A 24,371-nucleotide genomic window follows, 5' to 3' on the forward strand; every position below is an offset into this window, starting at 1 on the left:
CCCCGGCCACCGAAGGACCCTACGCTCGCGCCGACATCCCGCGACCCCATGGAGGAGAGACCGTGAAGATCCCCGACAACCAGTCCCTGCGCGAGTACATCGAGCACCTGCGCGAGGAGGGGTACACGGTCGCCGACGGGCACACCCCGGATCCGGATCTCATCGATCCCCAGGGCAACCCGGTCTACACCTGGCAGGAGGGCTACCCGTACGACACGCGCATGGACCGCGACGAGTACGAGCGGGAGAAGTACCACCTGCAGGTCGAGCTGCTGAAGTACCAGTACTGGCTCGAGGACAACGATCAGAAGGCGATCATCATCTTCGAGGGGCGGGACGCGGCCGGCAAGGGCGGCACCATCAAGCGCTTCACCGAGCACCTGAACCCGCGCACCGCCCGCACCGTCGCGCTCAACAAGCCCAGCGACCGCGAGCGCGGCCAGTGGTACTTCCAGCGCTACATCCAGTACCTGCCGACCGCGGGCGAGATGGTGCTCTTCGACCGCTCCTGGTACAACCGGGCCGGGGTCGAGCGGGTCATGGGCTTCGCGACGCCCGAACAGTACGAGACCTTCATGAACCAGGTCCCGCACTTCGAGCGGATGCTCGTCGACTCCGGCATCCACGTCACGAAGTTCTGGTTCTCCGTCTCCCAGAAGGAGCAGCGGACCCGCTTCGCGATCCGTCAGCTGGACCCGGTGCGCCGCTGGAAGCTCTCCCCGATGGACCTCGAGTCCCTCGACCGCTGGGAGGCGTACACGCAGGCCAAGGAGGAGATGTTCCGTCGCACGGACAAGCGCTACGCCCCGTGGACGATCATCCGCTCCAACGACAAGAAGCGCGCCCGCCTGAACGCCATGCGCTACTTCCTCTCGCAGTTCGAGTACGACGGCAAGGACCACGAGGTCGTCGGCCAGCCCGATCCGAAGCTCGTCATGCGCGGCAAGCAGGAGGCGGCCGACGAGTGAGGCCCTCCGCGCGTCGAGCCGCGCGCTGAACCGCCGACGGGCGGCACCCCCAGTGGGTGCCGCCCGTCGGCGTCTCCGGGGCGCGGCTCAGACGGTGCCGTGCTCCGCGTCGTGGGCAGACTCAGCGTCTTCAGCGTCCTGAGCGTTCTGCGCGGCCCCGGCGGTCCCGGCGCCCGACCCGGGCGGCGGGGCGACCTCGCCGGAGTCGAGCTCCTCGGCGAGGAGCGCGGGGATGGTGCCGGTCGCGGTGGGGCGCACGGGAGCGGTCATCGAGGCGGGGGAGAGCAGGCCCTCGAGGCGGCGCTCGTCCAGCAGACCCCGCTCGATGACCAGCTCCCGCACGGGGCGCCCGGTGCGCAGCGCGGTGGAGGCGATGTCGGTCGCCGCGGCATAGCCGATCACCGGCACGAGCGCGGTGACCACCCCGATCGAGCGGTGCAGGTAGTCCTCCAGGACGTCCTCGTTCACGGTGATCCCGGCGATGCAGCGATCGGCGAGGGTGTTCATCGCGCGGGTCATGATCCGGGTCGACTCGAGGATGTTGTAGCAGATCACGGGCTCGAAGGCGTTGAGCTGCAACTGCCCGCCCTCGGCCGCGAAGGTGACGGTGAGGTCGTTGCCGATCACCTCGAAGGCGACCTGGTTGACGACCTCGGGGATCACCGGGTTCACCTTCCCCGGCATGATCGAGGAGCCCGGCTGGACCGCGGGCAGGGTGATCTCCGCGAGGCCGGCTCGCGGGCCCGAGGAGAGCAGCCGCAGGTCGTTGCAGATCTTCGAGATCTTCACCGCGATGCGCTTGAGCACCCCGGAGAAGGTCACGAAGGCCCCGGTGTCGCTCGTGGCCTCCACCAGGTCGGCGGCGACCACGAAGGGCTGGCCCGTGATCTCCGAGAGTTCTTTCGCGGCGAGCTGCGCATAGCGGGGGTCGGTGGTGATGCCGGTGCCGATCGCGGTCGCGCCCAGGTTGATCTCCCGGAACAGCCGCGCCGTGCGGGTCAGCCGCTCGACGTCCTCGCTGATGGTGGTGGCCCAGGCGTTGAACTCCTGGCCGACCGTCATCGGGACCGCATCCTGCATCTGGGTGCGGCCCATCTTGAGCACCTGCGAGAACTCCTCGCCCTTCGCGCGCAGGGTCCCGATGAGATGGTCCATCGCGTCGGCCAGCGCGGGGAAGGACAGCATCATCGCGAGGCGCACCGCGGTCGGGTACACGTCGTTGGTGGACTGGGCCAGGTTCACGTGGTTGTTGGGGTGCAGGTGGGCGTAGTCGCCCTTCTCCCGCCCCAGGATCTCGAGCGCGCGGTTGGCGATCACCTCGTTGGCGTTCATGTTCGTCGAGGTCCCGGCCCCGCCCTGGATCATGTCGACCACGAAGTGCTCGTGCAGCGCGCCGTCCGCGATCTCGGCGCAGGCCTGCTCGATCGCGGCGGCGCGCTCGCCGTCGAGGGCGCCGAGGGCGTGGTTCGCGCGCGCGGCGGCGCGCTTGACCTGGGCGAGGGCCTCGATGAGCCGGGGGAAGTGCGCCAGCGGCACCCCGGTGATGTGGAAGTTCTCCTGGGCGCGCAGGGTCTGCACCCCGTAGTACGCGTCGGCGGGCACTTCGCGATCGCCGAGCAGGTCGTGCTCGAGGCGGGTCGCTCCGGGGGTGGTCATGGGGCTCCTCCAGATCGGGGCGGGGGCCGACGGCGCTGCCGGCCGCGGCCAGCGTAGCCGCCCCTGCCCGTAGCATGGGCCCGTGCCGACTGATCGCTCCCCGTTCACCCTGCGCGCTGCGTTCCGGCGCCAGACGGTCCTCGCGATCGCGTTGCCCGCCCTCGCGGTGATCGTCGCGGTCGGCGCGCTGTGGTCCGTGCCGATCGCCGGGGCGATGCTGTCCGCCCTGCTGGTGGGTCTCGCGGCCGCGCGGGCGCTGCTGCCGGTGCGGGCCGTGGGGGCGCTCGCGGTGCGGCACCGGGCGGTGGACGTGGGCGTGCTGCTGCTGCTCGCCGTGGGCGTGGGCGTGCTCTCGCTGTCCCCGAACCTCTGAGCCCTCGCGGGTGTGGCACGATCGATCCGTGCCCACCTCCTCCACCCGGCTCCATGCCGTGTTCGACCTCGCCATGCGGATCGGGGAGGGGCTGCTGACCAACGGTGCGGCCGCCTCCGAGGTGACCGCGACCGTCCTGCGGATCACCAGCTCCTCCGGTCTGCGCAACGTCTCCGTCCAGGTCACCTTCGACGAGATCACCATCTCGTACCTGACCGACGAGACCTCGACACCCTTCACCCGGGTGCGCTCGGCGAGCGCGCGCGTGCAGGACTTCGCGCGCCTGGCCGCCTTCGAGGACGTCACCCACGGGTACATCACCGGCGCGATCGGCCTCGAGGAGGCGCGACGGCAGGTCGAGGCGATCCCGCAGTCGCCGCCCGCCTACCGGTTGCCGCTCGTGGTCGCCGGCTTCGCGATGATGGGCGGTGCGGCCGCGCTCAGCTTCGGCGCCGGCACCCTGGTGGTGATCACCGCGACCCTCGCCGCCGGCCTGCTGATCGCGGCGATGGAGGTCCTCGCCCGCCGGCACATCCCGCTGTTCTACGCGCAGGCCCTCGGCGGCTTCGTCGCGGTCTTCGCGGCGGTGCTGGTGAGCCTCGTGAACCCGAGCGTGAACTCCTCGATCGTGGTGGTCTCGTGCATCATCGTGCAGCTCGCGGGGCTCACCTCGATCGGTGCCGTGCAGGACGCCGTCACCGGCTGGTACGTGACCGCGGCGGGCCGGATCCTCGAGACGCTGATGCTCACCGTCGGCATCGTCGCCGGGGTCCGGGCCGGGATGCTCCTCGCCGATCTGATCGGGGCGGACATCTCGGTGAGCGCCTCGATGCCGCTGTCGCTCACCACCGTGCTGGTGGTGATCGTCTCCGGGGTCGGGATGGGCCTGGGGTACGGCGTCGGCACCCAGGTTCCGTGGCGGGTGCTGCCCTGGATCTCGGTCGTCGCGGCGGTCTCCGGGCTCGTCGCCCACCTGCTCACCTCCCTCGCGCTCGAGCGCGTGTACGTGGTCGCGATCGTCGCCTTCGGGGCGGGCGCCCTCGCCGCCGTGCTCGGCGACCGGCTGCGCGCCCCCGCGCTCCTGTTCGTGATGGGCGGGATCATCCCGCTGGTGCCCGGCAGCCTCATCTACCGCGGATTGCTCGCCCTCGGGGACGACGTCATGGGCGGCATCGGCGAGCTCTTCGGTGCGGGGGAGATCGCCGTCGGGATCGCCGCGGGCGCCGTGTTGGGCCAGCTCCTCGCCTCCCGGGCGCTGCCGCTGTTCCGCCGCTCGGGCATCGCCTACACCCCCAGCATCTCCTCCCCGTTCACGACCCTGCGCCGTCGGCGGCTGACGCTCGGCTCGCGACGCTCCCGCCGCCGCGGCACCCCGGTGATCGAGCCGTCGACGATGACGGGGGAGATGACGGCCCTGAACCCGGCCCTGTTCGAGGACGAGGGCGAGGGCCGCTGACGGCTACACTGGCCGACGCCCTCTCACACCCTCGGAAGGACCACCATGACCTCGACCGCCGTCGCGCTGTCCGCAGCCCCCGCCCGCGAGGAGGCCGCAGCCCGCGCAGAGGCTCGGTTCGTCGAGTCCTTCGGGTATGCGCCCGACGGCGTATGGTCCGCCCCGGGCCGCGTCAACATCATCGGCGAGCACGTCGACTACCAGGACGGGCTCTGCCTCCCGATGGCGATCTCGCACCGCTGCTTCGCCGCCGCGGCCCGTACCCCCACCGACCGGGTGCGTCTGCGCTCGGTGCAGGACGACGTGGTGCTCGACCTCGACGCCCAGCAGCTCGAGCCCGGCGCCGTCGAGGGCTGGCCCGCCTACGTGGCCGGCGTGCTGTGGGCGCTGCGCCCCTACATCTCCGGCGCCGTCACCCAGGGCATGGACATCCTCATCGACGGCCAGGTGCCGCTCGGCGCGGGCCTGTCCAGCTCCGCCGCCCTCGAGTGCGCCGCCGCCGAGGCGATCGAGGCGCTGCTCGGCCTCGGCACCACGCGCCTGCAGCGGGTGCGCGCCGCGATCACCGCCGAGACCGACTTCGCCGGGGCCTCGACCGGTGGCCTGGACCAGTCCGCCTCGGTGCTCTCCCGCGCCGGACACGCCCTGTTCCTGGACTGCCGTGACTTCTCCACCCGGCCCGTGCCGTGGGACCTCGCCTCCCAGGGGTTGGCCCTGCTGATCACCGACACCCGCGCCGAGCACTCCCACGTCGACGGCGAGTACACCGCGCGCCGTGCCGACAGCGAGCGGGCCGCCGCCGAGCTGGGCGTCGCGACCCTGCGCGACGCCGCCGTGGCGGACGTCGAGAGGATCGCGGATCCGCTGGTGCGCCGCCGCGCCCACCATGTCGTCACCGAGATCCAGCGCGTGCGCGAGTTCGACGAGCTCCTCGCCGCCGGGACCGTCCGCGAGAACGTCGCGGCCCTCGGCACACTGTTGAACGCCTCCCACGACTCGCTGCGCGACGACTACGAGGTGACCGTCCCCCAGCTCGACGTGGCCGTCGATGCCGCCCGCGACGCGGGCGCCCACGGGGCGCGCATGACCGGCGGCGGCTTCGGCGGCTCCACCATCGCCCTGATCGAGGCCGACGCCGCCGAGCAGGTCGCGAGCACCATCGCCGCGGCCTTCGCCGAGCAGGGCTTCACCGCTCCGCAGTTCTTCCTGGCCCTCCCGGAGGAAGGGGCGGGACAGGACCGCTGAGCCACTCCCGCACCCCGGCGAGCAGGCGCTCCTGCACGGCGGCCGGGGCGGCGGAGAGCCGGATCGAGGAGGCCGCGAGGGCGGCCAGACCCGCGTCGTCGATGCCCATCGCCCGGGCGGTGCGGTACTGGTCCACAAGGCGCGAGCCGAACAGCAGCGGGTCGTCGGCGCCGAGCGCCACCTGAGCGCCCGCGTCGAGGAGGGCCCGCAGGGGGACCAGCTCCGGTGCGGCGACCACGCCGAGTGCGGCATTCGAGGCGGGGCACACCTCGAGGCCGATGCCGGCCGCGACGATCCGCTCGAGCAGCGCCGGGTCCTCCGCCGAGCGCACCCCGTGGCCGAGCCGGTGCGGCCCGAGGTGGTCGACCACCTGGGCCACGTGCATCGGTCCCAGCAACTCCCCGCCGTGCGGGACCGACAGCAGTCCCGCCTCGCGGGCGATCCGGAAGGCTCCGGCGAACTCGGCGGTCGCGCCGCGACGCTCGTCGTTGGACAGGCCGAAGCCGACCACACGCCCCGCATGGCGCACGGCGAGGCGGGCGAGGGTGCGGGCGTCCAGCGGGTGGCGGGTGCGGGAGGCGGCGACGACGATGCCGAGGCTCACGCCCGTGGCGCGCTCGGCCCGCTCCGCCTCGTCCAGGACGATCTCGAGGGCCGGGGTGATGCCGCCGACGAAAGGGGCGTAGCTCGTCGGGTCGACCTGCAGCTCGAGCCGCCCGGAGCCCTCCGCGGCATCGTCCTCCGCAGCCTCCCGCACGATGCGCCGCATCGCCGCCTCGGAGTCGACGACGGCGCGGGCCGTGTCGTACTGCCGCTGGAAGCGGAACCAGCCGCGACGGGTGGGCTCGACCGAGAGCGCCTCGTCGTCCGTGAGGGAGCGGGGCAGCCGGATCGAGCGCTCGGCGGCGAGCTCGCGCAGGGTCCGAAGGCGCATCGACCCGGTGAAGTGCAGGTGCAGATGCGCCTTCGGCAGCGCCGCGAGATCCCGGCCGGTCACTGGACCCGCGGCGTCACTCGGAGAGCAGGGCGATGACCCGGTCGATGCCCGCGGCGAGATCCTCGTCGTTGAGCGCGTAGGAGAAGCGCAGATGACCGGGGGCGCCGAAGGCCTCGCCCGGCACGGCCGCGACCTCCGCCTCCTCGAGGATCACGGTCGCGAGCTCGGCCGAGGTGGTCACCTCGCGGCCGCGCACGGTGCGACCGAGCGCCCCGGAGACGTCCGGGAAGGCGTAGAAGGCACCGGTGGGCGTGGGGACCGTGAAGCCGGGCACCGCGGAGAGCTTCTCGACGATGGCGCGGCGCCGACGGTCGAAGGCGGTGCGCATCTCATCGACCGGCTCCATCGGCCCGGTGAGCGCCGCGAGCGCCGCCCGCTGCGCGATGTTGTTGACGTTCGAGGTGAGGTGCGACTGCAGGTTCGCCGCGGCCTTGATGACGTCCGCCGGACCGATCATCCACCCGACCCGCCAGCCGGTCATCGCGAAGGTCTTCGCGACGCCGCCGAGGATCACGGTGGTGTCGGCGAGCTCGGGGACCGCGCGCAGGATCGAGGTGAACTCGACGCCGTCGTAGGTGAGGTGCTGGTAGATCTCGTCGGTGATCACCCAGATCCCGTGCTCGAGCGCCCAGCGGCCGATCTCGGCGAGCTGCTCCGCGCTGAGCACGGCCCCGGTGGGGTTGGACGGCGAGCAGACCAGGACAGCGCGGGTGCGCTCGGTGCGAGCCGCCTCGAGCTGCTCGAGGGTGGGGACGTACCCCTGGTCCACGCCGGCGAGCACCGGGACCTCGACGCCACCTGCGAGGCGGATCGCCTCGGGGTAGGTGGTCCAGTACGGGGCGGGCAGGATGACCTCGTCACCCGGGTCGAGCAGGGTCGCGAAGGCCTGGTAGACGGCCTGCTTTCCGCCGTTGGTGACGAGGGTCTGCGCCGCGTCGAAGGGGACCGAGGTGGAGGCGGTGGCGGCCTCGGCGAGAGCCTGGCGCAGCGCTGGCAGCCCGGCGGCGGGGGAGTAGCGGTGGGAGGCCGGGTCCTGCGCGGCCTCGATCGCGGCATCCACGATGTGCTGCGGCGTGGGGAAGTCCGGCTCGCCCGCGCCGAAGCCGATCACCGGGCGGCCTGCGGCCTTGAGGGCCTTCGCCGTCGCGTCCACCGCGAGGGTGGCGGAGGGGGCGATGGCGCCGACGCGCCGCGAGATACGGCGCGGGGCGGCGGATGTCTCGGTGCTGAGCGGGGAGCTGGGGGAGCCGGTGGGGCTGGCGGGGTGCGCGTCGTCGGTGGTCACCGGGCCATCGTGGCAGAGGACGGCCCGGCGTGCCAGGCGATCACGAGGAGTGGGCGGGAGCGCGCCCCGAGCGCGCTCAGAGCGTCCCGGAGCGCGGTGGGACATCCCGCGATGTGATCTGCTTCCAGGCGATTCGCCCGCAAGCCGCTGGACTTGTATGCTGATCGCTGGTCAGAAACGCCGCCCCTCCTCGGAGGGTCGCGATCCTGGCTCGCGAGGGGTCTCCCCCGCGAAGGGCAGTGGCGCAATTGGTAGCGCAGCGGTCTCCAAAACCGCAGGTTGCAGGTTCGAGCCCTGTCTGCCCTGCCGGTCCGGCCGGGGTCACCCCCGGCCGGGCGCGGATGACCTCGACCAGATGGGACAGCCCCCTGTGAACTCCAGCCAGAACGCTCCGTCGACGCCCACCACGGGTGACGCGCAGGGCTCCGGGTCCTCGAACCCGTTCCTGGCCATCGGACTGTTCATCCGGCAGATCCTCGCGGAGCTGCGGAAGGTCGTCGTGCCGACCCGGCGCGAGCTGCTGGTCTACTCGGTCACCGTCCTGGCCTTCGTCATCGTGATGATCGTGCTGATCTTCGGCCTCGACGCCGCGTTCAGCTGGCTGTCCCGGGTCGCGTTCACGGTCCCCGACGCGGGGCTCTGAGCCCCCTTCGTCCCCTACGCCGTCTGGAAGGCAGAAACCCGCTGATGAGCGAGCAGACCTCGACCCCCGATGAGTCCTACCAGGACGCCGACGACTCCCTGTCGTTCTCGGCGTCCGCGCCCGAGCAGTCGGCCGATGACGCGCTGGTCGACCTGGAGCCGTCGGACGAGGACCTGGCCGGCGCGGAGGATCCCTTCGCCGCCGAGCAGGACGAGGCCTACGACGCCGAGCAGCCCGCCGAGTCGGAGGAGCCCGCCGCGGACGAGGCCGACGTCGACTCGGACCTGGCCGATGAGCCCGTCGACGCCGATGAGTCGTCCGACGTCGACGAGTCCGACGATGAGCCGTTCGACGTCGACGAGTCCGTCGATGAGCCGTCCGACGCCGACGAGTCCGACGAGGAGGACGAGGAGGCCGAGGAGGCCGAGGCTGATCCGCTGCTCGAGCTGAAGATGCACCTCCGTGCCGCCCCCGGCGAGTGGTACGTCATCCACTCCTACTCCGGTCACGAGAACCGGGTGAAGACCCAGCTGGCCACGCGCACCGAGACCCAGGACATGGAGGAGTACATCTTCGAGGTCCAGGTCCCGATGGAGGACGCGACCGAGGTCAAGAACGGCCAGAAGAAGATGGTCCGCCGTGTGCGCATCCCCGGCTACGTGCTGGTGCGCATGGACCTGACCACCGAGTCCTGGCGCGTCGTCCGCGACACCCCGGGCGTTACCGGCTTCGTCGGCGACGCGACCGACCCGACGCCGCTGACCTTCGACGAGATCTACTCGATGCTCGCACCGTCCGTCGGCCTGCCCGAGAAGAAGCGCTCCGCCGGTGGTTCCGCCCCGAAGGCCGCCGCCGCGCAGAAGGTGCCCGACTTCCAGATCGGCGAGTCCGTCACGGTCATGGACGGCCCCTTCGAGACCATGCCCGCGACCATCAACGAGATCCACGCCGAGGCGCAGAAGCTGCAGGTGCTGGTCTCCATCTTCGGCCGCGAGACGCCGGTCGAGCTCGCCTTCGACCAGGTCGCCAAGATCTGACCGGTCTGCCGGTCCGCGGAGTACGACCAGGATCACGCCAGATTCCGGTCGACTCCCGCGCGGCGCGCTAGTAGCGTCGCACCCTGGGCCCTCCGTGCGCGCACGGGGGTCCGCAGTGGGAGGAGCCGTGATGAGCTCCGCCCGTACCACGTCCCAGAAGAGGAGGAGTCGATGGCTCCCAAGAAGAAGATCGCGAGCATCATCAAGCTCCAGATCCAGGCCGGCCAGGCCACTCCTGCGCCGCCCGTGGGTCCCGCGCTCGGCGCTGCCGGCGTGAACATGATGGAGTTCGTGAAGGCGTACAACGATCGCACCGCGGACATGCGCGGCAACATCGTGCCCGTGGAGATCACGGTCTACGAGGATCGTTCGTTCACCTTCATCACCAAGACCCCGCCGGCCGCCGAGCTCATCAAGAAGGCCGCTGGCCTGCAGAAGGGCTCCGCGACCCCGCACACGGTCAAGGTCGGCAAGCTGACCCAGGCTCAGGTCCGCGAGATCGCGGAGACCAAGATGCCTGATCTGAACGCGAACGACATCGAGGCCGCGGCGAAAATCGTCGAGGGCACCGCTCGTTCCATGGGCATCACGGTGGAGGGCTGATCCAGATGGCATTCCGTAGCAAGGCATACCGGGACGGTGCCGCCAAGATCGAGGCCGGCCGTCAGTACTCGCCGCTGGACGCGCTGCGTCTGGCCCGCGCGACCTCCCCGTCGAAGTTCGACGGCTCCGTCGAGGTCGCCATGCGTCTGGGCGTCGACCCGCGCAAGGCCGACCAGATGGTCCGCGGCACCGTCAACCTGCCCAACGGCACCGGCAAGACCGCCCGCGTCATCGTCTTCGCGACCGGTGCGCAGGCCGATGCCGCTCGTGAGGCCGGCGCCGACGAGGTCGGCGACGACGAGCTGATCGAGAAGGTCGCTGGCGGCTGGACCGACTTCGACGCCGCAGTGGCGACCCCGAACCTGATGGGCAAGGTCGGCAAGCTCGGCCGCGTCCTCGGCCCGCGTGGTCTCATGCCGAACCCGAAGACCGGCACCGTGACCATGGACGTCACCAAGGCCGTGAACGACATCAAGGGCGGCAAGATCGAGTTCCGCACCGACCGTGCCGCGAACCTGCACTACATCGTGGGCAAGGTGTCCTTCACTGAGCAGCAGCTCGTGGAGAACTACGTTGCCGCCCTCGACGAGATCCTGCGTCTGAAGCCGTCCTCCTCCAAGGGCCGCTACATCACCAAGATCACCGTGTCCACCACCATGGGCCCGGGCATCCCGGTCGATGTGAACCGCACGCGCAACCTCCTCGAGGACACCGACGAGGCCTGATCGACGTTCTGCGAGGAACGAGCGGTAGGAGATCAGGCAGTGCAGTAGGGCCTGATCGACGTTCTGCGAGGAACGAGCGGTAGGAGATCAGGCAGTGCAGTAGGGCCTGATCGACGTTCTGCGAGGAACGAGCGGTAGGAGATCAGGCAGTGCAGTAGGGCCTGATCGACGTCTCGCACGATGCCCCGTCCACCATCACGGTGGGCGGGGCATCGTGCTGTCCGGGTCCGCTACCGGACGAGCGGAATTGCCCGCTGTGCTTCCAGATCGGGAAGCACAGCGGGCAATACCGTCGGAGGGGTCGAGCGGTCAGCCCTCCCAGGCGGCCTCGATGATCTCCTTCAGCTCGCTGAGCAGCGGCTGCCGGGGGTTTGCCGGGGTGCACTGGTCCTCGTAGGCCCGGTAGGCGAGGTCGTCGATCGTGCGGTCCAGGTGCTCCCGGGTCACGCCGTTCGCCTCGAGGCTGAGCTGGATCCCCAGGTCCTCGGCGAGCTCGCGCACCGCCGCGATCAGGGACTCGACACCCTCCTCGGTCGTGGACGCCGGCAGCCCCGCGGCCCGCGCGAGGTCCGAGAAGTCCCGATCGGCACGGAAGGACTCGTACTTCGGGAAGATCGCGCGCTTCACGGGCCGGGACGCGTTGTACCGGATCACGTGCGGCAGGAAGATCGCGTTGGTCCGCCCGTGGGCGAGGCCGAACTCGGCGCCGCACTTGTGCGACAGCGAGTGCACGATCCCCAGGAAGGCGTTGGCGAACGCCATGCCTGCGAGCGCCGAGGCGTTGTGGACCCGCTCCTTGGCGACCGGGTCGTCCTCGAGCACGGCGGGCCGCAGGTTCGCCAGCAGCAGCTGCAGCGCCTGCACCGACAGGCCGCGGCTGAAGTCGCTGGCCATCGTGGACACGTAGCTCTCGATCGCGTGGGTGAGAGCGTCCATGCCGGAGTCGGCGGCGGTGCGCCGCGGCACCGTGTCCACGAACTGCGCGTCGACGATCGCGACCGACGGCGTGAGCGCGTAGTCCGCGAGCGGGTACTTCACGTGCGTCTCGGCGTCGGTGATCACCGCGAACGGCGTGCACTCGGAGCCGGTGCCCGCGGTCGTCGGCACCGCGACCAGCTGCGCCTTCGCCCCCATCGTGGGGAAGCGGTAGGTGCGCTTGCGGATGTCCATGAACTTCTGCTTCATCCCGAAGTAGCTCGCCTCGGGGTGCTCGTAGAACAGCCACATGCCCTTCGCGGCATCCATCGCCGAGCCGCCGCCGAGGGCGATCACGCAGTCGGGGCGGAAGCGCTCCATCTGCTGGGCGCCCTCGAAGACGGTGGTCGAGGAGGGGTTCGGCTCGACGTCGGAGAACACGGTCCACTCCACGTCGCCGCGCCGGCGCAGCTGGTCCAGCACGATGTCGACGTAGCCGAACTGCACCATGCCCGGGTCGGTCACCACGAACACCCGCGAGATGTCGGTCATGTCCTGGAGGTACTGGATCGAGTACCGCTCGAAGTAGGTCTTCGGCGGGACCTTGAACCACTGCATGTTGTTCCTCCGCTCGGCGATGCGCTTGATGTTCAGCAGGTCGGCGGCGCCGACGTTGTGCGAGACCGAGTTGTGGCCGTAGCTGCCGCAGCCGAGGGTCAGCGAGGGCAGGAGCCCGTTGTAGACGTCGCCGATGCCGCCGAGGGCGCTCGGCGAGTTGACGATGATGCGGCAGGCCCTCATCCGCAGCCCGAACTCGCGCTCCAGCTCCGGATCGGTGGCGTGGAGGACCGCGGTGTGGCCGAGCCCGCCGAACTCGAGCATCTCCTCGCAGCGGTCGAGGCCCTCGGCCCGGTCCTTCACGGTCGCGACCGCGAGGACGGGGCAGAGCTTCTCGCGGGAGAACGGGTCCTGCTCGCCGACTCCGTCGATCGGGACGAGCAGCAGCGTCGTCCCGTCGGGGATCGTGAAGCCGGCCAGCTCCGCGATGGCGGCGGCACTCATGCCGACCACGCCGGGCGCGATCATGCCCCCCTCGGTGACCATGACCTCCTGCAGCTTCTTCTTCTGCGCGGCAGTGACGAGGTGCGCGCCCTGGGCGGCGAACTCGTCGAGCACCGCGGTGCGCACGTCCCGGTGCAGGAAGATCGCCTGCTCGGACGCGCAGATCATGCCGTTGTCGAACGTCTTGGAGAGGATCAGGTCGTTGACGGTGCGGGCGATCGGCGCGGTGCGGTCGACGTACACGGGCACGTTGCCGGGGCCGACGCCGAGGGCCGGCTTCCCGGTGGAGTACGCGGCGCGCACCATGCCCGCGCCACCGGTCGCGAGGGTCAGCGCGACGCCCGGGTGGTTCAAGAGCTCGGTGGTCGCGCCGAGCGACGGCTCCTCTATCCACTGGATGCAGTCGGCGGGGGCGCCGGCGGCGACGGCCGCGTCCCGCACCACGCGGGCGGCCTCCGCCGAGCAGCGCTGGGCCGACGGGTGGAAGGCGAAGATGATCGGGTTGCGGGTCATCACGGCGATGAGCGCCTTGAACATGACCGTCGAGGTGGGGTTCGTGACGGGGGTGACCCCGGCGACGACGCCCACGGGCTCGGCGATCTCGGTGATGCCGCGCTGGGTGTCCTGGGAGATGACGCCGACGGTCCGGTCGTCCTTCATCGAGTTCCAGACGTACTCGGTGGCGAAGAGGTTCTTCGTGCACTTGTCCTCGAAGAGGCCGCGGCCGGTCTCCTCGACCGCGAGCCGGGCGAGCGGCATGTGCTGGTCGACGCCGGCGAGGGCCATGGCGTGGACGATGGAGCGGATCTGCTCCTGGGTGTACGAGGCATATGCGGCCAGCGCGTGGCGTCCGCGCTGAGCGAGCTCGTCGATCATGGCGGCGACGGTGTCCTCGGTGGTGGGTTCCGTGGGGGTCGATGTGGTGCTCATGTCCCTGTCCTGTCCGCGGGACCGGTCGATCCCGTCACCTCGACAGTAAGTGGGCTGGATCACGGCGTCCAGCACCCGCTCGCAGCAGAAAGTCTGCAGGTCAGAGCGTTCTTCGAGCTCTCCCGCGGCGATCGCGGGAGCTGGTGCCGACAGGGCTCGCGGGACCTCGTACCCCTTGCTGATCTGCGGGTTAGGCGGTGCACTGGAGGCTGGGGGAGGAGGCGGCGCAGCCGCCCCGTCGGCCGCGCGCGGAGGCCCGGAGGACCGAGGTCCCCCGATCTCGGGTGCGGGGCGACGGTGAGGGGATGCGGGCGGACCGCGACTTTCGTCGCCGGCCTGTGTCCGGCATGTTGCCGCCATCCTGAGTTCACGTGCTTGCTCGGTGCACCACGTAGATTCGCGACATGACCTTCGTGGGACTTGACCTTGGGAGCTGGGCTGAGTGGATCGCGGCCATCGCCGCGGGGATCGGGACCCTGCTCAGCATCTTCGCTCTTCGTCGTGCAGGGGAGGCGAACCGGACCGCCGAGAGGACGCGTCAGGAAGCTCTCGCTGCAGCGCAGGCGGCGGAGAGTCGAGAATCCGACCGGGACCGCCGTGCCGAGGAGCAGCGTCAACGGGTCGAGGAGGCCGAGGCGGCCCGCGACCGTCGGGAGAATCAGCGGGCATCGCGTGAGGCGGAGCGGGAGCATCGTCAGCTCGCCGGGAGCGTGCAGTCGTGGTGGGCGAAGAACGATGCCGGGGAATGGGGAGTGCTCGTCTCGAACGAGATCGGTCCCGGCTCGGTCTTCCATGACGTCGAGATCTCGACAGTGGGCAACAAGTTCAGTCGGACGGTCACGATAGAAACCCTGCCGCCGGGACGGTTCTGGGTGACGAGCGGAACCGCGGCCACCCCATGGGGGCTCCCCAAGCCGATCGACGAGACCGCGCGCCTCGACCCGCTGATGCGCAGTCAGAACCACGGCGTGACGACGATCTCCTTCACCGATCCGCTCGGGAAACGGTGGTGCTGGACGCCGCAGGACGGCTTCGCCTCCTGAGGGCGGGAGCATCTCGAACCGATCTCCCGCGATGTGACCGAGACCGCCGAGCGCGACATGGCGCCGCCGCGGAGGCTGGTCTAGAGTTGTGCCTACCGAAGACCGCCGGTCGTCGCCCTCCCCCTGGAGAGCGACCGAAGCGCTCCCTCATGGGGCGGCCTGCGCAGGTGACCTGAAGCGATCCGCACGGATCCCGCCCTCGTGGCGACATCGTGCGCCTGGCCTCGACACCTGCGTGTCGAGGCCTTTCCTGTGTCCGGGGTGGTTCAGGCAGGCGGCGAGAGACCTCTGGAAGGAGGGCCATGGCGAAGCCCGAGAAGGTGGACGCCGTCGCCGAGATCGCGGAGCTGTTCCGTGCATCCGACGCCGCTGTCATCACCGAGTACCGAGGCCTCAGCGTGGGGGAGCTCAAGGAGCTCCGTCGCTCGCTGGGCTCCGAGACGACCTACGCCGTGGTGAAGAACACGCTCACGGAGATCGCCGCCCGCGAGGCCGGCATCACCGCTCTCGATGGCACGCTCAGCGGTCCGACCGCTATCGCCTTCATCAAGGGCGAGCCGGTGGAGCCTGCGAAGGCTCTGCGTGACTTCGCCAAGACCCACGACAAGCTCGTGGTCAAGTCCGGCTACTTCGAGGGCAAGCTGCTCTCGGAGGAGGACGTCACCAAGCTCGCGGACCTCGAGTCCCGCGAGGTCCTGCTGGCCAAGGCCGCCGGCGCCATGAAGGCGTCGATGTCCAAGGCCGCCGCCGTGTTCAACGCGCCGCTGTCCAAGGCAGTGCGCACCGTGGACGCGCTGCGGGCCAAGCAGGAGGCCTGAGGGGCCCCTGCCTCCCTCCCGGATCGGCTGCCTGAGGCCGACCGGACTGTTCGACCTGGCGCGTGAGCGCCGCACAACACCGCAGGGACCCCGGTCCCGCCAACAGGAAGGAACGCCACCATGGCGAAGCTCAGCAACGACGAGCTCATCGAGGCTTTCAAGGAGATGACTCTCATCGAGCTCTCCGAGTTCGTGAAGCAGTTCGAGGACGTCTTCGAGGTCACCGCTGCCGCGGCCGCCCCCGTGGCCGTCGCCGCTGCCGGCGGTGCCGGCGCGGATGCCGCCGCCGAGGAGGAGAAGACCGAGTTCGACGTCATCCTCGAGTCGGCCGGTTCCGCCAAGATCGCCGTCATCAAGGAGGTGCGCGGCATCACCTCGCTCGGCCTCAAGGAGGCCAAGGCTCTCGTCGACGAGGCTCCCAAGCCCGTCCTCGAGGGTGTCAAGAAGGAGGACGCCGAGGCTGCCAAGGCGAAGCTCGAGGAGGCCGGCGCGACCATCACCATCAAGTGATCCCGTGCGCGCGCTCCGGCGCGCGCCGCACCTGATGGCAGTCGCACTGCTCCGGAAGGGCCGTCCCGCTGATGCGGGACGGCCCTTCTGCACGTCCGGGGTCCGCGAGTCCGGAGCCCGCGCCGCGCGTTCTGTCTTGCTGTTAAGAGAATTCCGGCCATTCTGTCTGCCGTACGGAGCCGTCCCTGCCGCATGTGCGCGGCGGTCGATCCCTTCGGGATCCCGCCCAGCCGGTCGAGCCAGACGGGCAGGGGGCGCCGACAGAACCTCCGCGCCAGGCATATGGCGGTCGACGCGGATGGACCGGTCGTTGCTGCGCCCTTGTGTCCATCCGTGTTCTTCGCTATGCTCGGTCCTTGCGCCATGCGACGCCCTGGGTTCTGCCGCTCCGGTACCTGCTCCACCGCCCTGACGGGTGTTCGCCGCGCCTGGGATTCCGTCATCGGCCTGTGGAAGGACCCCCCTTGGCTGCCTCGAGCACCGATCGCACCACTGACATCGCACTTCGCACCGCCTCTCCTCGCGTCACCTTCGCGAAGCTCGGCGACCCCATCGACGTTCCGGATCTGCTGAGTCTGCAGACCACCTCGTTCGACTGGTTGCTGGGCAACGAGCGCTGGCAGGAGCGTGCGGCCGAGGCCGCCGCCGCCGGCCGCGAGGACGTCCCGCAGACCTCGGGTCTGGCCGACATCCTCGAAGAGATCTCCCCGATCGAGGACTTCGCCGGCAACATGTCGCTGTCCTTCCGCGACCACACCTTCGACGACCCGAAGTACACGGTCGACGAGTGCAAGGAGAAGGACCTCACCTACGCCGCTCCGCTGTACGTCATCGCGGAGTTCATGAACAACGAGACCGGTGAGATCAAGACCCAGACGGTCTTCATGGGCGAGTTCCCGCTCATGACCGACAAGGGCACCTTCATCATCAACGGCACCGAGCGCGTCGTCGTCTCGCAGCTGGTCCGCTCCCCGGGCGTGTACTTCGAGGAGTCGATCGACAAGACCTCCGACAAGCACATCTTCTCGGCGAAGGTCATCCCCTCGCGCGGCGCCTGGCTCGAGTTCGAGGTCGACAAGCGCGACCAGGTCGGCGTGCGCATCGACCGCAAGCGCAAGCAGTCCGTCACCACCCTGCTGCAGGCCCTCGGCATGTCCCACAGCGACATCCTCGAGGAGTTCGGCGAGTTCGAGTCGATGCGCTCCACGCTCGAGAAGGACCGCATCACCTCGCAGGACGAGGCGCTCATGGACATCTACCGCAAGCAGCGCCCGGGCGAGCCGCCCACGCGCGATGCGGGCGAGGCCATGCTGAACAACCTGTACTTCAACGCCAAGCGCTATGACCTGGCGAAGGTCGGCCGCTACAAGATCGGCAAGAAGCTCGGCCTCGAGGGCAGCCTCTCCGAGTCGACCCTGCGCCTGCAGGACATCGTCTCGACCATCAAGTACATCGTCGCCCTGCACGACGGCGTCACCGAGTACACGAGCGTCGACGACCGGCCGGTCCGTGTCGAGACCGACGACATCGACCACTTCGGCAACCGTCGCATCCGCGCGGTCGGCGAGCTGATCCAGAACCAGGTCCGCACGGGTCTGTCCCGCATGGAGCGCGTCGTCCGCGAGCGCATGACCACGCAGGACGTCGAGGCGATCACCCCGCTGACGCTGATCAACATCCGTCCGGTCACCGCGGCGATCAAGGAGTTCTTCGGAACCTCCCAGCTGTCGCAGTTCATGGACCAGAACAACCCGCTCTCGGGCCTGACCCACAAGCGCCGTCTCTCGGCGCTGGGCCCGGGCGGCCTCTCCCGCGACCGTGCGGGCATGGAGGTCCGCGACGTCCACCCGAGCCACTACGGCCGCATGTGCCCGATCGAGACCCCTGAGGGTCCGAACATCGGCCTGATCGGCTCGCTCGCGACCTTCGCGCGGATCAACCCGTTCGGCTTCGTCGAGACCCCGTACCGCAAGGTCGAGAACGGCGTCGTCACCGACGAGATCGTCTACCTCACCGCCGACGACGAGGACCGCAAGGTCATCGCCCAGGCCAACGCGAAGATCGACGAGAGCGGCCGCTTCCTCGAGGAGGCCGTCCTCTCGCGCACCACCGGCGGCGAGCCCGAGCTGGTGCCGCCGACCGAGGTCGACTACATGGACGTCTCCGCGCGTCAGATGGTCTCCGTCGCGACCGCGATGATCCCCTTCCTCGAGCACGACGACGCGAACCGCGCGCTCATGGGCTCGAACATGCAGCGCCAGGCCGTGCCGCTGCTCCGCGCCGAGATGCCGCTGGTCGGCACCGGCATGGAGCGTCGCGCTGCGGTCGACGCCGGCGACGTGGTCGTGGCCCGCAAGGGCGGCGTCATCGAGGAGCTCTCCGCGGACCTGATCGTCGTGATGGCCGACGACGGCACCCGCCAGACCTACCCGATCGGGAAGTTCCAGCGCTCCAACGCCGGCAACTCCTACAACCAGCGCGTGCTCTTCGACGAGGGCGACCGCGTCGAGGCCGGCTCGATCCTGGCCGACGGTCCCTCGACCGACCAGGGCGAGCTCTCCATGGGCAAGAACCTGCTGGTCGCGTTCATGTCGTGGGAGGGCCACAACTACGAGGACGGCATCATCCTGTCCCAGCGCCTGGTCCAGGACGACGTCCTCACCTCGATCCACATCGAGGAGCACGAGGTCGACGCCCGCGACACCAAGCTGGGCAAGGAGGAGATCACCCGGGACATCCCGAACGTCGGCGACGACGTGCTCGCCGATCTCGACGAGCGCGGCATCATCCGCATCGGCGCCGAGGTCGAGCCGGGCGACATCCTCGTTGGCAAGGTCACCCCGAAGGGCGAGACCGAGCTGACCCCGGAGGAGCGCCTGCTGCGCGCCATCTTCGGTGAGAAGGCCCGCGAGGTGCGCGACACCTCGCTGCGCGTCCCCCACGGCGAGTCCGGCACCGTCATCGCGGTGCAGGTCTTCAACGACGACGAGGACGGCGACATCCTGCCGACCGGCGTCAACGAGATGGTCCGCGTGTACGTGGCCCAGAAGCGCAAGATCACCGACGGCGACAAGCTCGCGGGACGCCACGGCAACAAGGGCGTCATCGCGAAGATCCTGCCCGTCGAGGACATGCCCTTCCTCGAGGACGGCACCCCGGTCGACATCATCCTGAACCCGATGGGTGTGCCCGGTCGTATGAACATCGGCCAGGTCATGGAGACCCACCTCGGGTGGGTCGCCAAGTCCGGCTGGGACGTCGACTCGGACGATCCGATCGCCGAGGCGCTCCCGGACTCCGCCCTGCACGGCGAGCCGGGCACTCCGGTCGCTGTCCCGGTCTTCGACGGCCTCACCGCCGACGAGGTCACCGGCCTGATCAAGAACCACCGCCCCAACCGGGACGGCGTGCGCATGATCAAGGAGAACGGCAAGGCGCAGCTGTTCGACGGCCGCTCCGGCGAGCCGATCCCGGACTCGATCTCCGTCGGCTACATGTACATCCTCAAGCTCCACCACCTGGTCGACGACAAGCTGCACGCCCGTTCGACCGGCCCCTACTCGATGATCACGCAGCAGCCGCTGGGCGGTAAGGCCCAGTTCGGCGGCCAGCGCTTCGGCGAGATGGAGGTGTGGGCCCTCGAGGCGTACGGCGCGGCCTACGCGCTCCAGGAGCTGCTGACCATCAAGTCCGACGACATCTCGGGCCGCGTGAAGGTCTACGAGGCGATCGTCAAGGGCGAGAACATCCCCGAGCCCGGCATCCCGGAGTCCTTCCGCGTGCTGCTCAAGGAGATGCAGTCGCTGTGCCTGAACGTCGAGGTCCTCTCGTCCGACGGCACCGCCCAGGAGGTCCGCGAGAGCGATGAGGAGGTCTTCCGCGCGGCGGAGGAGCTCGGCATCGACCTGTCCCGCCGCCCGCACGAGGGCGTCGGCTCCATCGAAGAGGTCTGAGCGACGGGGGCGCTCGCGGCGCTGACCGCCGCGGGCCCCCGCCCCAGGCCCCGTTCCCTCAGACACCACCTCTTTTCCGATCGAGAGAAGGACACCTGTGCTCGACGTCAACACCTTCGATGAGCTGCGCATCGGTCTGGCTACCGCCGACGACATCCGCGGCTGGTCCCACGGCGAGGTCAAGAAGCCGGAGACCATCAACTACCGCACCCTGAAGCCCGAGATGGACGGCCTGTTCTGCGAGCGCATCTTCGGTCCCACCCGGGACTGGGAGTGCTACTGCGGCAAGTACAAGCGCGTCCGCTTCAAGGGCATCGTCTGCGAGCGCTGCGGCGTGGAGGTCACCAAGTCCTCCGTCCGCCGTGAGCGCATGGGCCACGTGGAGCTCGCCGCTCCCGTCACCCACATCTGGTACTTCAAGGGCGTGCCGAGCCGTCTCGGCTACCTGCTGGACCTCGCGCCGAAGGATCTCGAGAAGATCATCTACTTCGCCGCGTACATGATCACCGCGGTCGACGTGGACGCCCGTCACGAGGACCTCCCCGACCTCCAGGCGCGTTTCGACCTCGAGATCAAAGAGCTCGAGAACGAGCGCGACGCCGCCGTGAACCAGCGCGCCGTCTCCGCCGAGAAGGACCTCGCCCAGCTCGAGCAGGAGGGGGCCAAGGCCGACGCCAAGCGCAAGGTCCGCGACTCCGCCGAGCGCGAGCAGGCGCAGATCCGCAAGAAGTACGACGCGGAGATCGACCGCATCACCCGCGTGTGGGACCGCTTCAAGGGCCTCAAGGTCGCCGACCTCGAGGGCGACGAGCAGCTCTACCGCGCCATGAAGCTGCGCTACGGCACCTACTTCGAGGGCGGCATGGGCGCCGAGGCGATCCAGCGTCGTCTGCAGGACTTCGACCTGGACGCCGAGGCGGAGCTGCTGCGCGAGATCATCGCGACCGGCAAGGGGCAGAAGAAGGCCCGCGCCCTCAAGCGCCTCAAGGTCGTTTCGGCCTTCCGCACCACCACCAACTCGCCCGTCGGCATGGTGCTGGACGCCGTCCCGGTCATCCCCCCGGACCTGCGCCCGATGGTGCAGCTGGACGGCGGCCGCTTCGCGACCTCGGATCTCAACGATCTGTACCGTCGCGTGATCAATCGCAACAACCGCCTCAAGCGGCTGCTCGATCTCGGAGCCCCCGAGATCATCGTGAACAACGAGAAGCGCATGCTGCAGGAGTCGGTCGACTCGCTGTTCGACAACGGCCGTCGCGGCCGTCCGGTCACCGGCCCGGGCAACCGTCCGCTGAAGTCGCTCTCCGACATGCTCAAGGGCAAGCAGGGCCGCTTCCGCCAGAACCTGCTGGGCAAGCGCGTGGACTACTCCGCCCGCTCCGTCATCGTGAACGGCCCGCAGCTGAAGCTGCACCAGTGCGGTCTGCCCAAGGGCATGGCGCTCGAGCTGTTCAAGCCCTTCGTCATGAAGCGCCTGGTCGAGCTGAGCCACGCTCAGAACGTCAAGGCCGCCAAGCGCATGGTCGAGCGCGCCCGCCCCGAGGTCTGGGACGTGCTCGAGGAGGTCATCACCGAGCACCCGGTGCTGCTGAACCGTGCGCCGACCCTGCACCGCCTGGGCATCCAGGCCTTCGAGCCGCAGCTCGTCGAGGGCAAGGCCATCCACCTGCACCCGCTCGTCTGCGCCGCCTTCAACGCGGACTTCGACGGTGACCAGATGGCCGTGCACCTGCCCCTGTCGGCGGAGGCCCAGGCCGAGGCCCGCATCCTGATGCTGTCCTCGAACAACATCCTCAAGCCGTCGGACGGCCGTCCGGTGACCATGCCCGCACAGGACATGATCATCGGTCTGTACCACCTGACCACCGTGCGCGAGCAGGCGGCCGGCGCGGGCCGGGCGTTCGCCTCCGAGTCGGAGGCCATCATGGCCCACGACCGCGGCGAGCTGCACCTGAATGCCCCCGTCCGGATCCGCTTCACCGATGTGGTGCCGCCGAGCGACTGGGAGGCCCCCGAGGGATGGAGCGAGGGCGACCCGATCACCCTCGAGACCACCCTGGGCACCGTCTACTTCAACGAGACGCTGCCGGAGGACTACCCCTTCGTGCAGGGCCAGGTCGGCAAGAAGCGCCTCGGCTCGATCGTCAACGCTCTCGCCGAGCGCTACGACAAGGGCCAGGTCGCCGCGTCCCTCGACGCGCTGAAGTCCTACGGCTTCTCGTGGTCGACCCGCTCCGGCGTGTCCTTCGCCCTCTCGGACGTCGTGACCCCGCCGAGCAAGGCGGAGATCATCGCGAAGTACGAGGCGAAGGCCGCCCAGGTGGAGGAGAACCGCGATCTGGGCCTGGTCTCCGAGGCTGAGCGCAACATGGAGCTCATCGACATCTGGACCGAGGCGACCAACGAGGTCGACAACGCCATGCGGGAGAACTTCGAGCGCTCCAACACCATCTTCCGGATGGTCGACTCGGGCGCCCGAGGCAACTGGATGCAGATCCGCCAGATCGCCGGTATGCGCGGCCTGGTGAACAACCCGAAGGGCGAGATCATCCCGCGCCCGATCCTCTCCAACTACAAGGAGGGGCTCTCGGTCCTGGAGTACTTCATCGCCTCGCACGGCTCCCGCAAGGGCCTCGCGGACACCGCGCTGAAGACCGCGCAGTCGGGCTACCTGACCCGTCGTCTGGTGGACGTCTCGCAGGACGTCATCGTCCGCGAGGACAACTGCGGCACCACCAAGGGTCTGACCCTGCCGGTGACCGTCGAGGAGGGCGGCGCCCTGGTGCCGGCCCCCAACGTCGACACCACGGTGCACGGCCGGATCCTGGCCACCGCCGTGATCGGCGAGGACGGCGCCGAGGTGTTCCCCGCGGGCACCGAGATCGGTGACGTGCAGCTCGAGGCGATGGTGGCCGCCAACGTGCGGACCGCCAAGATCCGCTCGGTGCTCACCTGCGACTCGGCCGTGGGCACCTGCGCCCGCTGCTACGGCCGTTCGCTGGCCACCGGCCAGCTGGTCGACATCGGCGAGGCCGTCGGCATCGTCGCGGCCCAGTCCATCGGCGAGCCCGGCACCCAGCTGACCATGCGTACCTTCCACTCCGGTGGTGTGGCGAGCGCGGACGGCGACATCACCCACGGTCTGCCCCGTGTCCAGGAGCTCTTCGAGGCCCGTACCCCGGCCGGCTTCGCGCCGATCTCCGAGGTCGCCGGTCGCGTCGAGATCGAGGAGAACGACAAGCAGCGCAAGATCACCGTGACCCCGGACGACGGCACCGAACCGGTCGCGTACACCGTCTCCAAGCGCGTGACCCTGCGGATCTCCGACGGCGAGTCGATCGAGGTCGGTCAGCAGCTCACCCAGGGCTCGGTCGATCCGAAGCAGGTGCTGCGCATCCTCGGCCCCCGTGCGGTGCAGCAGCACCTCGTGGACGAGGTCCAGAAGGTGTACGTCTCGCAGGGCGTGGAGATCCACGCGAAGCACATCGAGGTCATCGTGCGCCAGATGCTGCGTCGCGTGACGATCATCGAGTCCGGCGACACCGACCTGCTGCCCGGCGACTTCGCCGAGCGGGTCTCCTTCGAGCGCGAGAACCGTCGGGTGCTCTCCGAGCAGGGTCAGCCGGCGTCCGGCCGTCCCGAGCTCATGGGCATCACCAAGGCGTCGCTCGCGACCGAGTCGTGGCTCTCGGCGGCCTCCTTCCAGGAGACCACCCGCGTGCTCACCGAGGCGGCGCTGAACCGCAAGAGCGATCAGCTCATGGGGCTCAAGGAGAACGTCATCATCGGCAAGCTCATCCCCGCGGGGACCGGCCTGTCGCGGTTCCGCCACATCGCGGTGGAGCCGACCGACGAGGCCAAGGCGCAGATGTACCAGGTGCCCGGCTACGACGAGCTGGACTTCTCCGGCTTCGGCGGGACCGGCGCGGTCAACCTCGACGACATCGACTACTCGGATCCGTTCCGCACGGACTTCCGCTGAGCCGATGAGCGCGTGAGCGCCTGAGCCTCCCCGCCTGCGGGCGGGGGAGCGAGACGGACGCCGCGGTGCCTCCTTCCGGGGAGTGCGCCGCGGCGTCCGTCGTCGTATCCGTCAGTGGGCGGGTCGGCCGACGGCACGGCCGGCGGCGTGCGGGTCGGCCGACGGCAGGC

At 69.8% G+C, this 24,371-nt stretch carries 17 protein-coding genes and 1 tRNA gene; 14 read left to right on the forward strand and 4 right to left on the reverse strand.

All coding sequences use genetic code 11. The features are described from left to right. Nucleotides 1-62: 62 nt before the first annotated feature. Nucleotides 63-968: a polyphosphate kinase 2 gene (ppk2, locus tag V1258_RS07055; RefSeq protein ID WP_329748989.1), complete on the forward strand. Its 906-nt coding sequence runs from the start codon at nt 63-65 to the stop codon at nt 966-968. 87 nt (nt 969-1,055) lie between these two features. Here ppk2 and aspA read toward each other — a convergent pair whose 3' ends face one another. Continuing rightward, nucleotides 1,056-2,624 (reverse strand): aspartate ammonia-lyase, encoded by a 1,569-nt coding sequence (gene aspA / locus V1258_RS07060; RefSeq protein ID WP_329748990.1) that lies wholly within the window; start codon nt 2,622-2,624, stop codon nt 1,056-1,058. Between the two features lie 82 nt (nt 2,625-2,706). On the opposite strand from aspA, the gene V1258_RS07065 reads away from it, so the two are divergent. Genes V1258_RS07065 through galK form a run of 3 tightly spaced genes read left to right on the forward strand, consistent with a single transcriptional unit; the run spans nt 2,707 to nt 5,698 of the window. Continuing rightward, nucleotides 2,707-2,997: a DUF3017 domain-containing protein gene (locus tag V1258_RS07065; RefSeq protein WP_329747440.1), complete on the forward strand. Its 291-nt coding sequence runs from the start codon at nt 2,707-2,709 to the stop codon at nt 2,995-2,997. 28 nt (nt 2,998-3,025) lie between these two features. Beyond that, nucleotides 3,026-4,453, forward strand: coding sequence for a threonine/serine ThrE exporter family protein (locus tag V1258_RS07070; protein ID WP_329747441.1), 1,428 nt, complete (start codon nt 3,026-3,028; stop codon nt 4,451-4,453). A 45-nt stretch (nt 4,454-4,498) separates the two neighbouring features. After that, nucleotides 4,499-5,698 (forward strand): galactokinase, encoded by a 1,200-nt coding sequence (gene galK / locus V1258_RS07075; protein ID WP_329748991.1) that lies wholly within the window; start codon nt 4,499-4,501, stop codon nt 5,696-5,698. Here the strand turns inward: galK and V1258_RS07080 are convergent. Together V1258_RS07080 and V1258_RS07085 are read right to left on the reverse strand one after the other, a co-directional pair. Beyond that, on the reverse strand, nt 5,640-6,695 hold the full coding sequence (locus V1258_RS07080) for an adenosine deaminase (protein ID WP_329748992.1): 1,056 nt from the start codon (nt 6,693-6,695) through the stop codon (nt 5,640-5,642). The two genes, galK and V1258_RS07080, sit on opposite strands and share 59 nt — an antisense overlap. 13 nt (nt 6,696-6,708) lie before the next feature. Then, nucleotides 6,709-7,980 carry a pyridoxal phosphate-dependent aminotransferase gene (locus V1258_RS07085; RefSeq protein WP_442878586.1) on the reverse strand — a complete coding sequence of 424 codons (1,272 nt, stop codon included), beginning with the start codon at nt 7,978-7,980 and terminating at the stop codon, nt 6,709-6,711. Between the two features lie 233 nt (nt 7,981-8,213). On the opposite strand from V1258_RS07085, the gene V1258_RS07090 reads away from it, so the two are divergent. From V1258_RS07090 to rplA, 5 genes are all read left to right on the forward strand, one after another. Further along, nucleotides 8,214-8,286, forward strand: a tRNA-Trp gene (locus V1258_RS07090). Nucleotides 8,287-8,335: 49 nt separating this feature from the next. Next, complete coding sequence (gene secE / locus V1258_RS07095) at nt 8,336-8,623, forward strand: preprotein translocase subunit SecE (protein ID WP_329748993.1); 288 nt, start codon at nt 8,336-8,338, stop codon at nt 8,621-8,623. 44 nt (nt 8,624-8,667) lie between these two features. Beyond that, the gene (gene nusG, locus V1258_RS07100; RefSeq protein WP_329748994.1) at nt 8,668-9,660 is read left to right on the forward strand and encodes a transcription termination/antitermination protein NusG; all 993 of its coding nucleotides are present in this window, start codon (nt 8,668-8,670) and stop codon (nt 9,658-9,660) included. A 171-nt stretch (nt 9,661-9,831) separates the two neighbouring features. Then, on the forward strand, nt 9,832-10,263 hold the full coding sequence (rplK, locus tag V1258_RS07105; protein WP_329747446.1) for a 50S ribosomal protein L11: 432 nt from the start codon (nt 9,832-9,834) through the stop codon (nt 10,261-10,263). Between the two features lie 5 nt (nt 10,264-10,268). After that, nucleotides 10,269-10,988 (forward strand): 50S ribosomal protein L1, encoded by a 720-nt coding sequence (gene rplA, locus V1258_RS07110; RefSeq protein ID WP_329748995.1) that lies wholly within the window; start codon nt 10,269-10,271, stop codon nt 10,986-10,988. A gap of 309 nt (nt 10,989-11,297) precedes the next feature. On the opposite strand, the gene adhE is transcribed toward rplA, so the two are convergent. Further along, nucleotides 11,298-13,895, reverse strand: coding sequence for a bifunctional acetaldehyde-CoA/alcohol dehydrogenase (gene adhE, locus V1258_RS07115; protein WP_329748996.1), 2,598 nt, complete (start codon nt 13,893-13,895; stop codon nt 11,298-11,300). Nucleotides 13,896-14,299: 404 nt separating this feature from the next. Here adhE and V1258_RS07120 point away from each other — a divergent pair, with 404 nt between their 5' ends. The 5 genes from V1258_RS07120 to V1258_RS07140 all read left to right on the forward strand — a co-directional run bounded on the left by V1258_RS07120 (nt 14,300) and on the right by V1258_RS07140 (nt 24,201). Next, on the forward strand, nt 14,300-14,938 hold the full coding sequence (locus V1258_RS07120) for a hypothetical protein (RefSeq protein WP_329748997.1): 639 nt from the start codon (nt 14,300-14,302) through the stop codon (nt 14,936-14,938). A gap of 302 nt (nt 14,939-15,240) precedes the next feature. Then, on the forward strand, nt 15,241-15,756 hold the full coding sequence (rplJ, locus tag V1258_RS07125) for a 50S ribosomal protein L10 (protein ID WP_329747450.1): 516 nt from the start codon (nt 15,241-15,243) through the stop codon (nt 15,754-15,756). Nucleotides 15,757-15,876: 120 nt separating this feature from the next. Then, entirely contained in the window at nt 15,877-16,266 is a 390-nt protein-coding gene (gene rplL, locus V1258_RS07130) for a 50S ribosomal protein L7/L12 (protein WP_329747451.1), read from the forward strand. A gap of 464 nt (nt 16,267-16,730) precedes the next feature. After that, a complete protein-coding gene (rpoB, locus tag V1258_RS07135) occupies nt 16,731-20,219 on the forward strand; it encodes a DNA-directed RNA polymerase subunit beta (RefSeq protein WP_329747452.1) in 3,489 nt (1,162 codons plus the stop codon). A gap of 97 nt (nt 20,220-20,316) precedes the next feature. Continuing rightward, complete coding sequence (locus V1258_RS07140; protein WP_329748998.1) at nt 20,317-24,201, forward strand: DNA-directed RNA polymerase subunit beta'; 3,885 nt, start codon at nt 20,317-20,319, stop codon at nt 24,199-24,201. Nucleotides 24,202-24,371: the final 170 nt, after the last annotated feature.

This window comes from Brachybacterium sp. J153, from assembly GCF_036311905.1.
Taxonomy (GTDB): Bacteria; Actinomycetota; Actinomycetes; order Actinomycetales; family Dermabacteraceae; genus Brachybacterium.